This is a genomic window from Candidatus Villigracilis saccharophilus (assembly GCF_016711665.1).
Window position 1 is genome coordinate 1 of sequence record NZ_JADJSO010000052.1, and the last position, 16943, is coordinate 16943.

Here is a 16943-nt window from a genome sequence, read left to right on the forward strand (position 1 = left end):
TGACCGAATGGCATCACTTCCGCTTTGGAAAAGATCCAGAAGGGATTGATTCATAAAGCGGCGATAATCGAGAACCTGTGCCGATTGCGATACGAGGTGGTGCGATTCGGCAGCGCCGGAACATCTGCCCAATCACTGATGCCCAATGACCAGAACGTCGTTCCCCAAACATCATTCAATACATCCACACTTTTATATCTTTCTGGACACAGCCATTCCTGAAAAGCTTGAGTGCAGACGGGACAATAACACCCTATGAACGTGGCAGCCATATTCATTATTCACATGCCACATCCAAACTGCCGGATGTTGACCGTATCGCCGCGCCATTTCACCTGCCAATCTGGAGGATGCTTCGCGGTAAGCCACGCTGTTCGGGCAGTAGATTTGACGCGACCCTTATTGTAGGAAGTCTCATCCATAGCCACGGGCCAATTTTCAGGATGGCAGACGCGAAAACCAGGTGAGGCGGGGAGGCGGTCGCTGCTGCTAATGCAACTTGCACACCGTTGGCATGTAATAAATCCAATATGCGATCTAGCCAGTCAAATTGATATTGACTGGGCTTGGGTTCCAGCTTTGCCCAACCAAATGCCAAGCGAAACCAAGTTGACGCCAGCCCCGACCATTAAGCGCATCATCTTCCTCGCCAGATTTCTTCGTTCCACTGTCTTTAGATTGTAATCCCCGCCGTAATAAATTTTATTGATGTTTTAACATTTCGCCGCCATGAAAAGAATAATTAGAGAACAGGTTATTTGATTCCCGCGCTGCCGCCCGACAGACTGAGTTGATCCATAAAGCACTGACCAAAGAAATAGACCAGAATCATTGGTACGGTCAACACCAGAGCGCCGACCATGACCAGATTCCAAGGTGGAATCTGACCGGCGCTGGATGGCAACCGCCACCAGCGCGGGACGGATCAAAGGCAGGATGATGTAAACGTAAATACCAAAGAAATTCAAGCCGTCAATTTGCGCGGCTTCATCCAGTTCACCTGGAATACGGGTGATAAACTGGCGCAACAGGAAAATGTTGTAGGCCCCGCCAAAAAAATTCGGTACGATCATCGGCAGCGAGTGTTAATCCAGTCCAATTTGGTGAATAGGACAAACTGCGGGATGAGCGTCACGGTGGGGATCATCATCGTCGAGAGCAGGACAATGAAAATGATTTCTTTTCTTGGGGCGCGCAAACGGGCAAATGCATAAGCCACCAGACTGCTGACAAACACCTGTCCCGTCATCGAGAAGAATACCAATGTCAGGCTGTTGAGTAGAAATTGACCGAAGTTCAGCCTGGAAGTGAATACTCGTGTGAAATTTTCAAAATGAAATTCATGCGGAATAAAAGTAAAGTCAGTTTGGATGGTGGCGTCACTGGCAAGCGCCATTGAAATGACATACACAAAAGTGCAGCCAAAAGCGCCCCCAAAACTGTCAGGATCAATACGTAAAGAATTTTCGATCAGTCTCATTTTGCTCATGATTTACGTACCTCTGATTCGTAATAGACCCAAGCGCTTGAGGAGCGGAACACCAGCAGGGTCAAAATCATTACCAGCACAAACAGGATCCAGGCGATAGCGGAGGCATAGCCCATTTTGTAGAAACGGAAGCCATTGTTGAAGAGATACGGCACGATCATCATGCTGGCGTTGTTCGGTCCACCCATGGCTTGCGCCGCCGTGCCGGTCATGATATAGATTTGGGTAAAAATCTGCAACGCGCCGATCAAACCGTTGATCAAGTTGAAAAAAAAAACCGGGTCAGCAACGGCAGGGTGATGCGGTAGTACTGAGTGATAGGGGAAGCGCCATCCAATTCAGCAGCCTCATAAAACTCGCCAGGAATGCTCTTCATTCCCGCCATGAGCAAAGTGATGTTGGCACCCACCGTCCACAAGGACATCAAAATCAACGCAGGCTTGACCCAATCAGGCTCCAACAGCCAGGCGGGCCCATTCATCCAAAGATCGCCAGAAAGCGATTAATCATCCCGGCATCAGGCGCGAGGAGCCATTTGAACAGCAACGCCGAAGCCACACCGGTACGGTCGCCGGGATGTAATAAAGCGTACGATAAATTGCCGAGCCTTTGATCGGTCTATTCAGAAAATAAGTAATAAAGAGGGAGAAAAGCATGCCCAACGGCACGGAGATAAACGCGTAATATAAAGTGTTGAAAACAGTTTTCCAAAAATCTTGTCTTTGGTGAATAGTTGATGTAATTGTCCCAGCCAAGGAACTTGGGTGAGGTGAACAGATCCCAATTGGTCAGGCTGAGAAAAAATGAATAGAGCATCGGTCCCAGGGTCAGGACGATAAAACCAAACACCCAGGGGAACACCAGCAGATAAAACCACAACGCTTCTTTTTTTCTCATATGCCTACCTATTTATGACGAGTGTGGTTACACTCAGCGGCGCCAGAGTCCATGCACCTGACTCAGTTCGCGACTCTACCAATGCCAGATCGAATTGCTCTGAAGTCTCGAATTGCTGAACGGACTCAGGCAATTGACCCTGCAACGCTCCCAACATAAGGACAACTGGTTCGTTTGCCAAATTACCGCCACTACCACCTAGCGCTGATCGTCTGCGGAGCGATACGCTGACACAAGTAGGGTATCATCACCGCCCTGTGTTTCCAGGCGCACAAAACCGGGACGGATGAAGCGCGAATAATTTCCCAGAGCCCACAAACGTTTGGTTTGCAGAACATCTTGATTGAGCGGGTTGACATAGATCAAACCGTCGCGATACTGATATTTGGAGACTGCGATCCAATATTGCCATGATGTAACGTTAGCAATCACCAGGTCATCGTGGATGACATTCGCCATAATCAACGCGGATTCCATACCCGCGTCCCGCCCCTCCTGCATCTCCGTCCACTCCGACATCCACAGTGGCTTATCCGGATGGTTCTTCTGCATATATTTCATGAAGCGTTCTTTATCCGCGCGTGAGACCAATACGAATGGATGGAAAGATGTGGCAGGGCATCCCAGACCTGTGGATCGCTGGCAAGTTTTTCGATGTAGACATCTGCGGTCTTCCACTCGCCCGACTCGAACAGGGATAACTTTACATCCAATTGGTTTTGTTGGAGAGTCTCCAGCAAAACGCGGGTCAGGTCAAGCACTTCAGCGGGACCATAATGACAGCCTTCCTGCCCGTTTTTGTAACTCCAGTTCCATTGTGGCTCATTGATCGGGCTGAGCCAATCAACTGGAATATTTTCCTCATCTTGCAAGTGACGAATCACATCTACCATGTATTGTGAAAACTCCGCATACATTTCAGGAGATAGATTCGACTTGCCGTCCTTTTCCCCAGTCGTTAACCCGGAAACAGTCATACGTGCCGGGGGGCTGTTGACAAAAACTACAAAATGTTCAACGCCTCGATCACGCGCCGCCCGCAACATCCACATGGCATTGGCGTCGCGAGTCCAATCATATTGCCCGGGGGCAACTTCAAACGTTTCCGCGCGTCGCCATACATCCTGAATGTTCTCGCCATTACCGCCGCCGATGTTGTGGCGGTAAAAGGACAGACCAATTCCCTTTGCAGAATCAAATAAAAGGTCGGCAATGAGGCGCCGTTTCTCATCCTCCCAGCCGCCGACATCCTGTGCCCACCAGGCTCCTGCCGCGCCGAATCCTTCCATAGTTTGCGCTGTGGATTGGGCGTTGATGGTCACTACAACTGTTTTTGAATTTTGGGAGATAGGTGTCATGGGAGTCATTTCCACGTTAGGAGGATGTGTTTCTACATCAGGTTTTACCGTGACACAGGCGTTCAATTGAATCAAAAAGAATAATAACAAAATACCTGCAGGACATTTGAACGCAATTCTCACAATTTGGCAATCCGGGGAGAAAACTGTGGGAGGCTTGCACCTCCCACGGTTTCTTCAAAACTTATTGAGCGAACAGATCAACTAGTTGTTCCTGAATGACATCCATCGTCGGTTGAACTTCGGCGCGATTCGCAAACACTTCGCCGAGGTTGGTGTCGAAGACAGACATCATTTCGTTCCACTTCGGGGAGAGGGGCAAAGCGAAGGCGGCATTGGCAGAATCGCCCAACGCAGACATATTGATCGGCTTGCTACTCCAACTCTGATTGAGGAATGCGTCACCGCTCAGGTTGGCGATGTTGGCAGGCGCGTCCTGCTTGAACTCGACGATCGGAGCCTGACCTTCTTCACTTGTGAGGAATTCGATCAGCTTCCAGGCGGCTTCGGGGTTCTTGCAATCTTTGGAGATGGCTAAGCCAGAACCGAACACCACTGTGGCATTGTTCTTGTTCTTGAAGAGTGGAGAAATGTCCCAATTGAAGGTGGCGTCTTTCAATCCGCCGATGCCCCAGAAACCGGTGGTGCTCATGGCAACCTTGCCCTGCGCAAAGAGAGGATCCGGGCTGTTGGTGCCGAGGTTGGCATAATCTTCGGGGGAGGGAGCTACCTGATATTTGTAGACCAGATCATTATAGAACTGGATGGCTTCCACAGCTTCGGGAGAATTAGCAACGGGTTGACCACTCGCATCCAAAATAGCTCCGCCGTTCATATAAATGAAGCTCATCCACCAGGGCCACCAACCGCCAGCGGCAAAGCCGTATTGAGTCACGGTATCGCCATCACGGATGGTCAGCTTTTGGGTGGCATCCAGGAATTCGACCCAGGTCCAATCCTTGGTTGGGTAGGAAACGCCAGCTGTATCGAACATATCCTTATTGTAATAAAGGATCAGCGCGCCGCCACGGTCAGGCATGGCATATAAATTGCCGTCCAAGGAATAAGCGGTGGTCAAGCCGCCGGTTTCACCATAGCGGGCTTTGAGGTCGAGGCTGTCCTTGGTGACGAAATCATTCAAGGAGATAACCTGTCCCTTGGATGAATAGGAGTGCACATCTTCCGACAACTGGATGATATCGGGAGCGGTACCGCCCGCGATCATGGTCTGAACCTTCTGGCTGTAGTCGCTGGGGATGTACATCAGTTCAACTTTGATATCCGGGTTCTTTTCCATGAACATGTTCACACGTTCCTGGTAGACCTGGGTGTCCAGATCGCTTCCCCAGAAGCTCAATGTCAAGTTGACCGGTTCGGTCACTGGTGCTTCAGTGCCGGCAGGGACTTCTGCTGCAGGCGCATCGGTGGCGGCAGGTGCTTCCACCGCAGTGGTGGGGGCAGCTTGACCACAAGCTGTCAACAGCATACTTAACACAACGAGCACGGCAAATAACTTGGATAGTTTCATTTTCTTTTCTCCTTCTTGGTTTATGTGAAGATCGACTTGATTGTTAAATAGACGCGTTGAATAAACCGGAATGCGTTTAAATTCCGTTCACCTCCTGTATACTAAATTTTTGGGATTATGTTCTTAGTTCGACATACACGGCTTACGTCTTGGCTGCCGGAAAGCCTTCGGAACGAACTGCAACAGCCTGTCGTCCGGTGCTCGCTAGAAATTCTTCAAGCACCAAGGTTGCCGCACCCACACTGACCGGATTTCTTTTCATCTTGCTGAGAGTAAATTGAACTGATTTAAAAGGTTGAGCGAGGGACTGTTTTTCAACCAATTCAAGTAATTCTGGCAACATTACAGATCCCAATGCTCCTGTCACCCAAGACCCGAGAATCACTTGTTCGGGGTTGAGAATATTGATTAAGCTGGATAACCCAGCGCTCAAATAAACAGCGGTTTGATGAATAACTTCCTTAGCCGTGGTGTCGCCCTCTTCTGCGGCAGTAGCAATGGCTGAAATCGTGCGGGTTTGATCTTCAGGAAAAAGCAGTGGACTTTTCGGATCAATCTCAGTCAGGGTTTGAATGATTCCAGGGGCACCGACGTACGCTTCCAGACAGCCCTGATTTCCACATCGACAAGTCCGCCCACCGGCAACGATTACGGAATGTCCCCATTCTCCTGCGGTGTTGCTGGCACCGCGAAAGAGCTGTCCGTTGATCACCAATCCAACTCCAACACCGGTCCCTAATACCACGGCAGCCATCGTCTCAGCGCCTCTTCCAGCGCCGAACCAGGCTTCTGCGAGGGCATTGAACTTAAGCGGGTTATCCATGTATAAGGGGAGGTTTAGTTCTTTTTCCAGCATGGACTGTAATGGCACATCCTGCCAGCCCCATGAAGGCGCAAAAACAGAGACGCCTGTTGAATGTTCAAAGGGACCCGGGATGCTGATGCCGACGCCGACCACCTGGTCGCGAGGTAATCCGACCTTACCGAGGAGCATATTAAAGCCGGACACGATCATATTCACTACCTCCTGCGGTTCTTTCTTCGTGGAGGGAAGTTCTATTTCATATTCGGCAAGGTTTTGGAGGGTTAGGTCATACAACTCAAATCGAATATAGGTTTCTGCCACATCAACCCCTACACAAGCTCCAGCGGAAGCATTAACCGCGAGGATTGCCGTTGGGCGTCCGCCTTGGGAGGCGACAGTACCTGTTTCTACAACCAATCCTTCTTCCATCATGCCAGCAATGAGATTGGCGACTGTGGCGTTGCTCAACCCTGTTAATTGAGTAAGCTCTTGGCGGGTGCTGGTTTTGCGCAAAAGCAACTGATGCAAAATTTGCAGGCGATTCGCCTCGCGAATATCGCGGGTTGTTGGCTGAGTTTTGTCGATGGGGAAGTTTGAAAGCATGGGAAACCCTGTTATTATTTGACTTATTCTAATACTCGGAATAATATTTGTCAATAGATTAATTTCCCCACTCAATTGCTGCATGATGAAGTGAAGCTACCCCATCATGATCTTTGGCCTATATTGTAATGCCTCTGCCAAATGCGCGGACTGTATCTCTTCACTGCCTGCCAAGTCTGCAATCGTGCGCGCCAGTTTCAAGATGCGATGGTAAGCTCGTGCTGACAAATTGAGCTGACTCATGGCAGAGCGCATCAAGCTCTGACCTTCGGCTTGCAACTGACAAAATTGCCTGACCTCCCCGATGCGCATATCCGCGTTGCAGACAATATCTGCCGACTTTCCATTTGCAAAGCGTTTGTTTTGAATATCGCGCGCTGCTTGCACACGAGCGCGGATCGATTCGGATGATTCGCTAACCCGGTTGCCGCTTAATTTTTCATAGTCCACGCGCGGGACTTCGATATGAATATCGATACGATCTAACAGTGGGCCTGAGATTCGCTTTTGATATTTTGTTACTGTTGATGGGGCGCAAGTGCAAGGCTTGAGTGAGTCACCATAATATCCACAAGGGCAGGAATACACACAATAGACCATATTTTTCATGCACAACAAAGAATAAAAAGGTAGTTTTCAGAACTTTCCTAGTGGCTGACTGGAAGAACTTATATAACTTTTCTAGCGACCCGACTGTTTGATTAGCGAGACCATAAAGGCAGCGAAATGGGTAGCGAGTGTAAGAATAGACGATCAATGAGGCGCAAACCGATCTGGAAAATACTCAAGTCACGACGATCCTTGCGATCGACCAAATGACGGAGGCCAGCACGAATTGCACGACTGCCAATCGAAAGGAGCCAGACATATAGGAAGGCAACAGCCAAAGTCAAGCGAGATAAACGCGGTGGATTACGCAACATGGTGCTCTCCAGATCAAAGCCATGTTTTTTGAAATCAGCAAACATTTCTTCTATCCACATGCGTCTGCCATAATAGCGCAGAGTCAAGGAGGCATTCGGTAGATTGGTTGCCAGACACCAGGGTTCTTTTTCACCAATCCGCCAGTGGATCAAGGCAGAGACCGGATAGATCTCAGTTTGGGTCAGGTAGCAGTTCGGAGACCAGGTAGTCTGTCCAGCATGTTGAACGACCTTCTCTATTCTCTGCCATCCTATTTGTTCGTTGATCCACAGGCCGGTATTGCCTTTTTGTCGCAGAACAAAGAACCAGTGCCATTGTTTCAACTGCCGCAGGACTGCAATCGAGCCAAATTCACTGTCTCCAACCAGAAAAACGGGTGCATTTTGCGGAATAAGGCTTCCCACGTACTTCAGCAAACTGACCTGCTTCAGTAGCACTGCTATGTCCACGGACATGACGAACCCAGGACCAGGCAATCGGTATCGCTCTTCGGCGGTAGGCCAGACTGACCATCAGGAGCTGATGCCCAAAGCCTACCTTCGTACCATCCACGATCAGGCGGATCTCGCCAACCTGCTGGAACTGCGACAACAACCAAGCTTTGGCAGTCGACCGATACCAACTGCGCACATCGATGGCCGGATTGGCAAGGAAGCGGCTCAAACGTCGAACCGTACTCACGTTCTTGGCTGTACTCATTACCTTTCCCGCGATCTTGCTCAGGCTCACGGAGTGACTATGAAAAATGCCTACTACCAACCAGACAAAATTCTGTACTTGTGTTTTCCGCTGTCTCGGTCGCAGTTCACAAATTCGCTGAATCCAAGTACGATAGGTTTCGTTGATCGGCATTGGAACCTCCTGGTGAAATCGTTTGTCGCAAAACAACTTTACCCGATTTCCTTTGCCGATCAATATCCTTTCCTTAAACTGTCAGGTCACTAGTAACTTTTCAAAGTACAACTTAATCGATCGCAAAACCCAAAGATAACTTTGACCAATTTACAGAAAATACCTTGCACTATCTATCCCAAATAATCGGATTGGATGTCTTCTTGCAGGGTATTCAATATTCGGGCAAAATAGCTGGGTTGATCTCATCGGTATCCTTTCTGGTCTAATCACCCAAAAGTTTGCCCCTGAGCTCAACTTTTTTCAACCCTTATATATAAGAAGGAGCCTATTTGGGAGACTCCTTCTTATATATTTACATTCTTCCACTCTTTTAGTGGGTGCTGCCGAAATCTGAAGACTTTTTATGTTTTCATGTTCACTAATGGTTGAAGTATATTTTTATTTTCTTTCTCTATACATCCATATCGTTTCAAGTTGACCAGCGCTTTGCCCGGTCAATTCTTTCCAGGCTAATTGAAGTTCAAGATCAAACATGATTCCCGCATTCAAGATTGAAAGCTCATATGCAGTAACTTTTCGCGGTAGCGATAACAATGGATTGGCTTCGCCTATGCGGGATAAACGACTTCTTTTCCAATTTTTCATTCTTTGGATTTCTTTTTCACCTAGAGGAGAGAATAGGATCTTTGAATTCTGATCTCCTGCTATGCAAAGTAAAGCTCGCGGTTCATCGTACGATTCCACGAACTGCAAGTTTAAATCCACTCCTGAAACCCTTGTCGCAACCCTGCTTAGCCAGGCAAGCGGATCATTCATGCGCACCTCGCGCGCCATCCTCTCTCTCTTTATGAGCAGGTCCTGAATTGCCCATAGCTCGGTTTGTTCGCGCAAGGCGTCGATCGCCTTGCGCTGACGTTCATTTCCACGGCTGATCAAAGCGCCGAAGATGATCACAGCCGCTGATACGACAATTGCTAGTATTATGTCCATTTTAGAACTCCTTGTTATCTTGATTTTTCGTCATCTTTTGACGGGTATTGAAGATTTTGGATTGATATCTGATCGAACATACTTCTTAGGCGATCAAGCGCAGCGGGACGCGGGTCGATGACACTCACAGAAGTGATTACGATGAATAAAGCTGCCAATATCGGTAAAAGCCAAAGGGGCGTAGCTTGGGCAGGGAGTGATGTGTTGGCTGATGGGGTAATTATTACAGCTGTTGGTAAAACAACTGTTCCTGTTGCTGTAATTATCACAAGCACGGTAGGCACAGTTGTCGGTGTGGGACTGGCGGTCGTTGAGGTAATCAAGGGCATCGTAGTAATAACATGAGGTATATATGCTTTTGTTGAAGTTGAATCAATTATTCTCATCGGCGTTGATGTGTAAGTAGATATGCTGGTAGGCGTCGCGGTGAAAGTATGGGGTGTAAGTAAAAGTATTGGTGGGTACCGCGGTTAAAGTTGAAGTCGGGGTGTAAGTAGATGTGTTAGTGGGTGTCGCGGTGAAAGTCGGAGATGGAGTGTAAGTAAATGTATTGGTAGGCGTCGCGGTCAAAGTTGAAGTCGGAGTGTAAGTAAAAGTATTGGTGGGTGTCGTGGTCAAAGTCGGGGATGGAGTGTAAGTAAAAGTATTGGTGGGTGTCGTGGTCAAAGTCGGGGATGGGGTGTAAGTAAAAGTATTGGTGGGTACCGCGGTTAAAGTTGAAGTCGCGGTGAAAGTCGGAGATGGGGTGTATGTAAATGTATTGGTAGGCGTCGCGGTGAAAGTTGAAGTCGGGGTGTAAGTAAATGTATTGGTGGGTGTCGCGGTGAAAGTCGGGGATGGAGTGTATGTTGATGTGCTAGTAGGCGTCGCGGTCAAAGTTGAAGTCGGGGACGGAGTGTATGTTGATGTGCTAGTAGGCGTCGCGGTCAAAGTTGAAGTCGGGGACGGAGTGTAAGTAGATGTGCTTGTAGGTGTCCCTGTTGAAGTTGGAGATGGGGTGTAAGTAAATGTGTTGGTGGGTGTCGCGGTCAAAGTTGAAGTCGGAGTGTAAGTAAATGTATTGGTGGGTGTCGCGGTGAAAGTTGGGGATGGGGTGAATGTAAAAGTCTGGGTGGGTGTTGCAGTCAAAGTTAGAGTCGGGGATGGAGTGTAAGTAGATGTGCTTGTAGGTGTCCCTGTTGAAGTTGGAGATGGGGTGTAAGTAAATGTGTTGGTGGGTGTCGCAGTGAAAGTCGGAGCTGGAGTGTAAGTAAATGTATTGGTGGGTGTCGTGGTCAAAGTTGGGGATGGGGTGAATGTAAAAGTCTGGGTGGGTGTTGCAGTCAAAGTTAGAGTCGGGGATGGAGTGTAAGTTGATGTGCTGGTATGTGTCGCGGTCATAGTCGGAGATGGAGTGAAAGTAAATGTGCTAGTAGGTGTCGCGGTCAAAGTTGAAGTCGGGGACGGAGTGTAAGTAGATGTGTTTGTAGGTGTCCCTGTTGAAGTTGGAGATGGGGTGTAAGTAAATGTGTTGGTGGGTGTTGCGGTCAAAGTGAAAGTCGGGGACGGAGTGTAAGTAAATGTGCTAGTAGGTGTCGTGGTCAAAGTGGAAGTTGGGATAAGGGTCGGAGTCCTAGTCGGGGTGGATGTAAATGTGGAAGTGGGGATGAGGGTCGGCGTCCTGGTCGGAGTGGATGTAAATGTGGAAGTGGGGATGAGGGTCGGCGTCCTGGTCGATGTGGAAGTGAAGGTAAAAGTCGGAATAACTGTCGAGGTCCTGGTCGGAGTGGATGTAAATGTGGAAGTGGGGATGAGGGTTGGAGTCCTGGTCGGAGTGGATGTAAATGTGGAAGTGGGGATGAGGGTCAGCGTCCTGGTCGATGTGGAAGTGAAGGTAAAAGTCGGAATAACTGTCGAGGTCCTAGTCGGAGTGGATGTAAATGTGGAAGTCGGAATGAGGGTCGGAGTCCTGGTCGGAGTGGATGTAAATGTGGAAGTGGGGATGAGGGTCGGCGTCCTGGTCGATGTGGAGGTGAAGGTAAAAGTCGGGATAACTGTCGAGGTCCTGGTGGGGAAAGAAGTCGGTATGGAAGTTGGCGGTCTCCTGTTAGGAGTTGAAGTAACAGTAAATGTTGGCAAGGGTGTTGGTGTCGATGTAGGCAGAGCAGCTACATACCAAACATCCACGGAACGAAAATCCACATATCCGCCCGAAGCGGTGAGCGACCATGTTCTGCAGCCAGCCGGTACAGTCAAGATCATACTGACAAAGCCAGGCAGACTTCCGCCGGTGTTATACAAATACCAGTTTGCGGTTGAACCACAAGCGCTCAATATGGCGCTGCCCACACTGGCATCCTGAGTGAAGGCGACCATTGCTTCGAAATAGGTAACATCACGCGCAAAGGCGCCGCTGACGCTACCTCCATTTCCAATCCGAGTGACCCATTCATAGCACCCCGACCCGCAGAAAACACCACCTTCCTCCGGGGGCAAGGTGGTTCCATCTTTGTGGCCGAGATACACATACTGGGCATTACCATTCCAGTCGATATAACCACTGTCATGCGCCTGGTCATAGGTGCGATCCTCATTCAATACGATTGCCAAACGCGGGATCGCGGCTGTGTTCATTAGGATGAGGAAGATACAGAACAGTACTCTTTTAGTGGTACGGCGCATGCCAATCTCCAAATTATTTTTCATTTCTTCATCACAAGGATCAGAAGTCTTAATAGATTCCAATCACCCACTTTCTTCACCTGGCAAGCACTTTGTGGACCAAGTGATATTCCGCTGGCAGCCATCTGCCCATTCATTTTTTATGGGTGTGTAAAAACTTTCCCGGTTTGATCGGTCCGGCTGCCCTGAAGCTGCGGCTGTGATCATATGTTGGATCAAAATTTGCAAGGTTTCCAATGATGCTCCTCACAATCCCAGATTAAGCGGGTCAGCAGGCGGTTCAGGTTGGCTGACTCTGGTGCTCTGGCGTTCCATCCGTGCGCCCAGAAATTCCTCTAATAGATCCGCCAATGCCTTGGGCAGCATATTCCTCAAAACCCGAGATGCCCGTTCCTGCCAGCCATCGATCGGCTGATAGTCTGCCTGGTGTTCCGCAATGACCTCCTCGATGAGCCGGTTCACCCTGGCCCTGTCTGCACGTGGTAATGGTTTGATCCGAATCAGCGTAGGCGGCTGCCAATGACCATTCACGCGCGCGCGCAGCCAGCATTCCAGGGATGGCAGGTCGAGGGTCATCTCCCCATAGCGCACGGTTGAATTCAAAGTGGCACGGATCAGATCGGCGTCTTCAGGATCGGGAGAGAAGAACATCTGCGTGGAGGTGTTAGCCAGCATGGCCTGTACGACCGGCTCCATTCCTTCCACCTTGCGCATCATGGACATGGACTGGGCGAGCACAAACATACGCGCCCCGAATTTGGCACCTTCGGAGAGCATGGACTCCAGGCGCATGCCTGAACCTATTTCCTGGGCTTCATCTACAATAATATAGAAGGGAATGGGTTCTTCGAGTGTGGCACGGCGATATGCCGCGTCGAAAACGTTGTAGACGACAGAGGCGGTCAGCCGCGCGCCTTCCCGACCCATTTCACCGGACGGCAGGCGCAGGATGATCCAGTCCCGCTCATTGATCCAACGTTTCAAGTCCACAAAACGCTCTTGATGCATTGCAGAGAACAGCCAGGGCGAGAGCTCCAGGGCCATGACCTTTGAGAGGACCGGACTGATCACTTCTGTGATCCAACTCTGGCTCTTTTTATCCTCCTCGCCAGTCTGCCCAAGCAGGGCATCCAGCGCGATGGCGCTCATGCGTTCAGCGGGCGGGAGGGCCGCGATGGCGGTATGGCGCCAGTGCTTGTTGTATGCCATGAAGACCACATGCAACAATCCCAATCCATCATCAGGATGATCTTGATTCCAGACATGCGCGATACGAAACAATCCCAGCAGCGCGGCCTGCATGCGCGGTCCCCAATAATCATCCCAGATGCGGCGGCCGATCTGCACGATTGCGTTGCCGGCCCAGGTGAAGTCCGGCACAGCCAACAAGTTCAATGGGATCACATAGGGTTGGTCCGGAGTGATGATGCGCAGCCGTTTGATGGCGGCAAGACGCTGCTCTTCAGGTAACTGAGCGATCGCGTCCAGAAAAGCATCGGCTAGAGAGACATGCGGGTCGGTCAGGAAAATTCCAGGCGCGTCATGTCCCTGTGCGATCAATTGTTCAAGCAGGGCGAAGACGAAGGAGGTCTTGCCTGAGCGGCTTCCGCCTGTGGCCATGCCATGAACGTCGGGATCGATGCCAACCATTTCATCAGTAGCCACGCTTTGTCCGATCTTGAAGACTGCCTCAAGCAATGGCTGGGATGGAGGCGGGGCCGGCACTTCCTGGGTCGTGTCGCGGTCAAGCAAGCCGCTGCCTTCGCCCAATTGAAGCGGCGCGATCAGGCCGGCCAGATCACTGGCCGGCTGCGGGAAGGTGTGTCCCGTAATTTCAGGCCAGGAATCCGCCAGCTTCCTCCAGGACCCCTGTCCGGCAAACATCGGCAGATCGATGGGTGCGGATAGGGATAGGGCGACCCTAATCAGGGGTTCTTGAATTCTTTTTTCAAGGACCTCTTTGGGAATGGAACGCCACTCCAGCCAGTTACGAATTCCCCAGGAAGCGGCGATGGAGATCAGCGTGCCGGCCAGAACGAACAGGATCTCTGGAACAGGCTTAAACCAGCCTGCGTTCCAAATGCCCGCGCTGATACCGGCCATGATCATCCCAAGAAATAGCATACCTCGCAGCAATTCCAACTGGAATCCCCACGGATTGGGAGCATTGTTTTGCACGCCGCCTTCGGTGCCATACGAATAGGCTGAAAGACTTCGCAGCCTTTCCTGAAGTTCGCCTTCGTTACCCAGCAGCCAGAGTCGCAGACCTGCTTCAGCGTTGATCAGCCGGCTCCCGATTGCCAGAAGCGTGTCACTATCTTTCGCAGAGACAATGATGGATGGCAATCGGTCGGATGGATGAAATGCGTATACCGTTCCTTTGATGTCCAGCATTCCCAATTTACGCCAGCGCGAGTGCTGGCCTGTCATTGCTGCCCAGGCCCGCGTGACTGCTTCCGCGTCGGCGAGCTGAGGGGGAAGAAATAATCGAATACGCAAACCCTTTGGAGATCCGATCCATTCGATCATGGTTGGAAAAGGCAGTTGTCCGAGCCAGCCAGCAACTTGTGCCCGCAGATCATCCAGGGCGTGTGGCGCGAACAGTAACTCCCAGGCCTGCCAGGGACCGCCGCTGCACAGTGAGCACTCTGTTGGACTGGATGCGAATTCATAGCCGCACCTGATGCAGATCATCGCATGACTCCCATCGCGCCCAGTTGTTTCCAGAATTGGATCCACGCCGGTGGAATGGAAACCAGCACCGGGAACAACGCGCCTCGGCTGCCGGAGGGGGCGGCCAGAAAAACGCGCGGGGGTAATCTGGATGTGAGCTCGGCATTTCTGTGTGCCTCGCTTTCCGGGATGCCAAGCGAGCGATAGAAGGCGAAGGCTTCCTGCGGGCCAAGCCTGCCAATGAAAGCAGTGGAGGCCAGACTCAATGAGGTCGGGTTCTTCATCAGGTCGGCAGGCAGGTGGGTGATGAGAGTCACGCCGACTCCGCGTTTACGCGCGCGTCGGCCCAGTTCATCCAACAGGTCTGTGAAGGGACCGCTACGTAATAAACGCCAGCCTTCATCAATGAAGATATCCATTGGCTGTTTCCCAACTGTGACCGCGTGATAGAGAAACCACGCCAGCACCGCGTGCACGATGGCGCGGTTCTCTTCACGCAGGGAGGACAGATCTAAGTTCCACCATTGTCCGGCTGGAAAGTGGGGCGATAACAAGGCTTTGGGTCGATCAAAGAAACCTTCAAATAAGCCGCCACGCATGAACGGCCGCAGCAGCGCGATCGGGAGGGCCGCCTCGGGGGTATTGATTGTTCCCAGGGTTTCGACCAATTCGGCAATCGAAGTCGGACCGGGTCTGCGTTCCCATCTGCGTTTGACAGCCTCATGCAAGACGGCCTGCACTGCGGGGGATAGTGCCGCTTCGCCTGCCAGCGCAGCGATCAGGAAGCGCGCGGCGAGTAATAACTCAGCCGGGTTCTCGCCCTGCAGGGGATGAATGAGGCAGGTCTTATTGTCTTCGGGAATTCCTGCTGGCACGACCCAACCCCCGACGGATGCGCATAGATTATTATTCTCGCCTTCGGGATCGATCGAGATCACAGTGCGTCCCTGTAATAATCTTTGCAGCATGATCCAGCGCAAGAGGCTAGTCTTGCCGGCACCGGGTTCGCCCAGGATCAATGTTGTGGCGTGCGGCGGTGGGGGAACGGCTGGATCGAGTCCTTTTGTAAAAGAGAAATGCACATCGCGTCCATCACGCGCATGGGTGCCGATCCAGACGGAATCATCCGCGGGCAATACCTGGCGTGACGGCGCCGGGATCAATGGAAGCGTCTCCTCCATAAACAGTGTGGGTTCATCGAGGCCAGGAAAAAGCCTGCCTCCAGGTTGGAAGTGTTGCAGTGCGCGCTCGGCGATATAGAAGAGGCGCTGCGCTGACAGTCCGCGCGCGCGTAAATTGGCTTCGATGACTCTGCGCGCCGCCTCGGCCTCCTCGAAACGGCCGCGTTCCACGAATAACCCGCTCATCAGCGCGATCTTGAAAGCCGGCTTGCCGAAGGTCAATTCAGACTCGGCCGCATCCATCGCGTGATCTGCGGAGCGTTCCGCGATCGATGGACGCCGGCCGGTCTTCTCGGCCAGCGCCATCATGAACCCTTCGAAGAGCGTGCGGCGGGTGCGCAACGAACCGCGCAATATGTCGGGCGGTTCGCGGTGTAATGACAGTGAATATATTGCTGGTAGGTTGGGATAAAAGACATCTGCGGTCAGACGCGACCAGGGACGATCGGCCATGCCAGGCACCCCGCCACCGCGCGCGGAAAGAGGAAGCAAATATCCGCCTGGAAAGAGCAAGTGGTCTTCGAGGATCTCAACCGCTGCGGATGCGATCGATGCAGCAAAATGATTGTGTGGTTCGGTCATGGGCTGCATGATACAAAAACACTGACAGGGGTGTCCTGTTGGTGTCGGTATGAAGACATAAGATTTACATAATATTTTCTTCCAGATCGCGGGTACGATCCCCGTAAGGACCGCCAAGGTAAACAAAAAAACTGCCCTAAATAGGCAGTTTTTTTGTTTACTACTGCCCATTTTAGCGTAAAAACAGGCCTGAAAAATAGTTACGCACCGTGAGTTCCATTATCGGGCATCTTGTAACGAACCCGCGATCTCGGAACTTGTATCGCTATAGTAAAAATCCAATCTCCTCGGTAAAACTATACCTTCGAATACCAAGATATTGTGAACTCAAATAAACCTTGCCATTTGTCACTATTAAGATGTCCTTTTGTCAGTATTTCAGATAAACGGGAGTTTC

19 protein-coding genes are annotated in these 16943 nt (G+C 51.0%); 2 read left to right on the forward strand and 17 right to left on the reverse strand.

The features are described 5' to 3' along the window. Positions 1-713 precede the first annotated feature (713 nt). The 14 genes from IPL17_RS16225 to IPL17_RS16290 all read right to left on the reverse strand — a co-directional run bounded on the left by IPL17_RS16225 (position 714) and on the right by IPL17_RS16290 (position 9449). The gene (locus IPL17_RS16225) at positions 714-1073 is read right to left on the reverse strand and encodes an ABC transporter permease subunit (RefSeq protein WP_345308125.1); all 360 of its coding nucleotides are present in this window, start codon (positions 1071-1073) and stop codon (positions 714-716) included. Next, positions 1070-1489, reverse strand: a complete 420-nt coding sequence (locus IPL17_RS16230; RefSeq protein ID WP_345308126.1) for a hypothetical protein — start codon at positions 1487-1489, stop codon at positions 1070-1072. The genes IPL17_RS16225 and IPL17_RS16230 overlap by 4 nt, the downstream gene beginning before the upstream one ends. After that, entirely contained in the window at positions 1486-1752 is a 267-nt protein-coding gene (locus IPL17_RS16235; protein WP_345308127.1) for a hypothetical protein, read from the reverse strand. Before IPL17_RS16235 ends, IPL17_RS16230 begins: the two co-directional genes overlap by 4 nt. Continuing rightward, positions 1749-1970 (reverse strand): ABC transporter permease subunit, encoded by a 222-nt coding sequence (locus IPL17_RS16240; protein ID WP_345308128.1) that lies wholly within the window; start codon positions 1968-1970, stop codon positions 1749-1751. The genes IPL17_RS16235 and IPL17_RS16240 overlap by 4 nt, the downstream gene beginning before the upstream one ends. A 137-nt stretch (positions 1971-2107) precedes the next feature. After that, on the reverse strand, positions 2108-2386 hold the full coding sequence (locus tag IPL17_RS16245; RefSeq protein ID WP_345308129.1) for a hypothetical protein: 279 nt from the start codon (positions 2384-2386) through the stop codon (positions 2108-2110). Between the two features lie 4 nt (positions 2387-2390). Beyond that, positions 2391-2567, reverse strand: coding sequence for a hypothetical protein (locus IPL17_RS16250; RefSeq protein WP_345308130.1), 177 nt, complete (start codon positions 2565-2567; stop codon positions 2391-2393). Positions 2568-2584: 17 nt separating this feature from the next. Beyond that, positions 2585-2947 (reverse strand): glycoside hydrolase, encoded by a 363-nt coding sequence (locus IPL17_RS16255; protein WP_345308131.1) that lies wholly within the window; start codon positions 2945-2947, stop codon positions 2585-2587. Next, complete coding sequence (locus IPL17_RS16260) at positions 2944-3744, reverse strand: glycoside hydrolase (RefSeq protein WP_345308132.1); 801 nt, start codon at positions 3742-3744, stop codon at positions 2944-2946. Before IPL17_RS16260 ends, IPL17_RS16255 begins: the two co-directional genes overlap by 4 nt. 184 nt (positions 3745-3928) lie before the next feature. After that, positions 3929-5272 (reverse strand): sugar ABC transporter substrate-binding protein, encoded by a 1344-nt coding sequence (locus IPL17_RS16265; RefSeq protein WP_345308133.1) that lies wholly within the window; start codon positions 5270-5272, stop codon positions 3929-3931. A 142-nt stretch (positions 5273-5414) separates the two neighbouring features. After that, entirely contained in the window at positions 5415-6680 is a 1266-nt protein-coding gene (locus IPL17_RS16270) for an ROK family transcriptional regulator (RefSeq protein ID WP_345308134.1), read from the reverse strand. 96 nt (positions 6681-6776) lie between these two features. Beyond that, the gene (locus IPL17_RS16275; protein ID WP_345308135.1) at positions 6777-7289 is read right to left on the reverse strand and encodes an ATP-binding protein; all 513 of its coding nucleotides are present in this window, start codon (positions 7287-7289) and stop codon (positions 6777-6779) included. A 92-nt stretch (positions 7290-7381) separates the two neighbouring features. Further along, a complete protein-coding gene (locus IPL17_RS16280) occupies positions 7382-8008 on the reverse strand; it encodes a transposase (RefSeq protein WP_345308136.1) in 627 nt (208 codons plus the stop codon). Then, positions 7956-8303, reverse strand: a complete 348-nt coding sequence (locus tag IPL17_RS16285; protein ID WP_345308137.1) for a hypothetical protein — start codon at positions 8301-8303, stop codon at positions 7956-7958. Before IPL17_RS16285 ends, IPL17_RS16280 begins: the two co-directional genes overlap by 53 nt. Before the next feature lie 594 nt (positions 8304-8897). Beyond that, positions 8898-9449, reverse strand: a complete 552-nt coding sequence (locus IPL17_RS16290) for a hypothetical protein (protein ID WP_345308138.1) — start codon at positions 9447-9449, stop codon at positions 8898-8900. A gap of 117 nt (positions 9450-9566) precedes the next feature. Here IPL17_RS16290 and IPL17_RS16295 point away from each other — a divergent pair, with 117 nt between their 5' ends. Next, entirely contained in the window at positions 9567-9794 is a 228-nt protein-coding gene (locus IPL17_RS16295; protein ID WP_345308139.1) for a hypothetical protein, read from the forward strand. A 27-nt stretch (positions 9795-9821) separates the two neighbouring features. On the opposite strand, the gene IPL17_RS16300 is transcribed toward IPL17_RS16295, so the two are convergent. Continuing rightward, on the reverse strand, positions 9822-10829 hold the full coding sequence (locus IPL17_RS16300; RefSeq protein ID WP_345308140.1) for a hypothetical protein: 1008 nt from the start codon (positions 10827-10829) through the stop codon (positions 9822-9824). 181 nt (positions 10830-11010) lie between these two features. Here IPL17_RS16300 and IPL17_RS16305 point away from each other — a divergent pair, with 181 nt between their 5' ends. Continuing rightward, the gene (locus IPL17_RS16305; protein WP_345308141.1) at positions 11011-11790 is read left to right on the forward strand and encodes a hypothetical protein; all 780 of its coding nucleotides are present in this window, start codon (positions 11011-11013) and stop codon (positions 11788-11790) included. Between the two features lie 566 nt (positions 11791-12356). Here the strand turns inward: IPL17_RS16305 and IPL17_RS16310 are convergent. Together IPL17_RS16310 and IPL17_RS16315 are read right to left on the reverse strand one after the other, a co-directional pair. Further along, entirely contained in the window at positions 12357-14804 is a 2448-nt protein-coding gene (locus tag IPL17_RS16310; protein WP_345308142.1) for a type IV secretion system DNA-binding domain-containing protein, read from the reverse strand. After that, the gene (locus IPL17_RS16315) at positions 14801-16546 is read right to left on the reverse strand and encodes a hypothetical protein (RefSeq protein ID WP_345308143.1); all 1746 of its coding nucleotides are present in this window, start codon (positions 16544-16546) and stop codon (positions 14801-14803) included. The genes IPL17_RS16310 and IPL17_RS16315 overlap by 4 nt, the downstream gene beginning before the upstream one ends. Between the last annotated feature and the right edge of the window lie 397 nt (positions 16547-16943).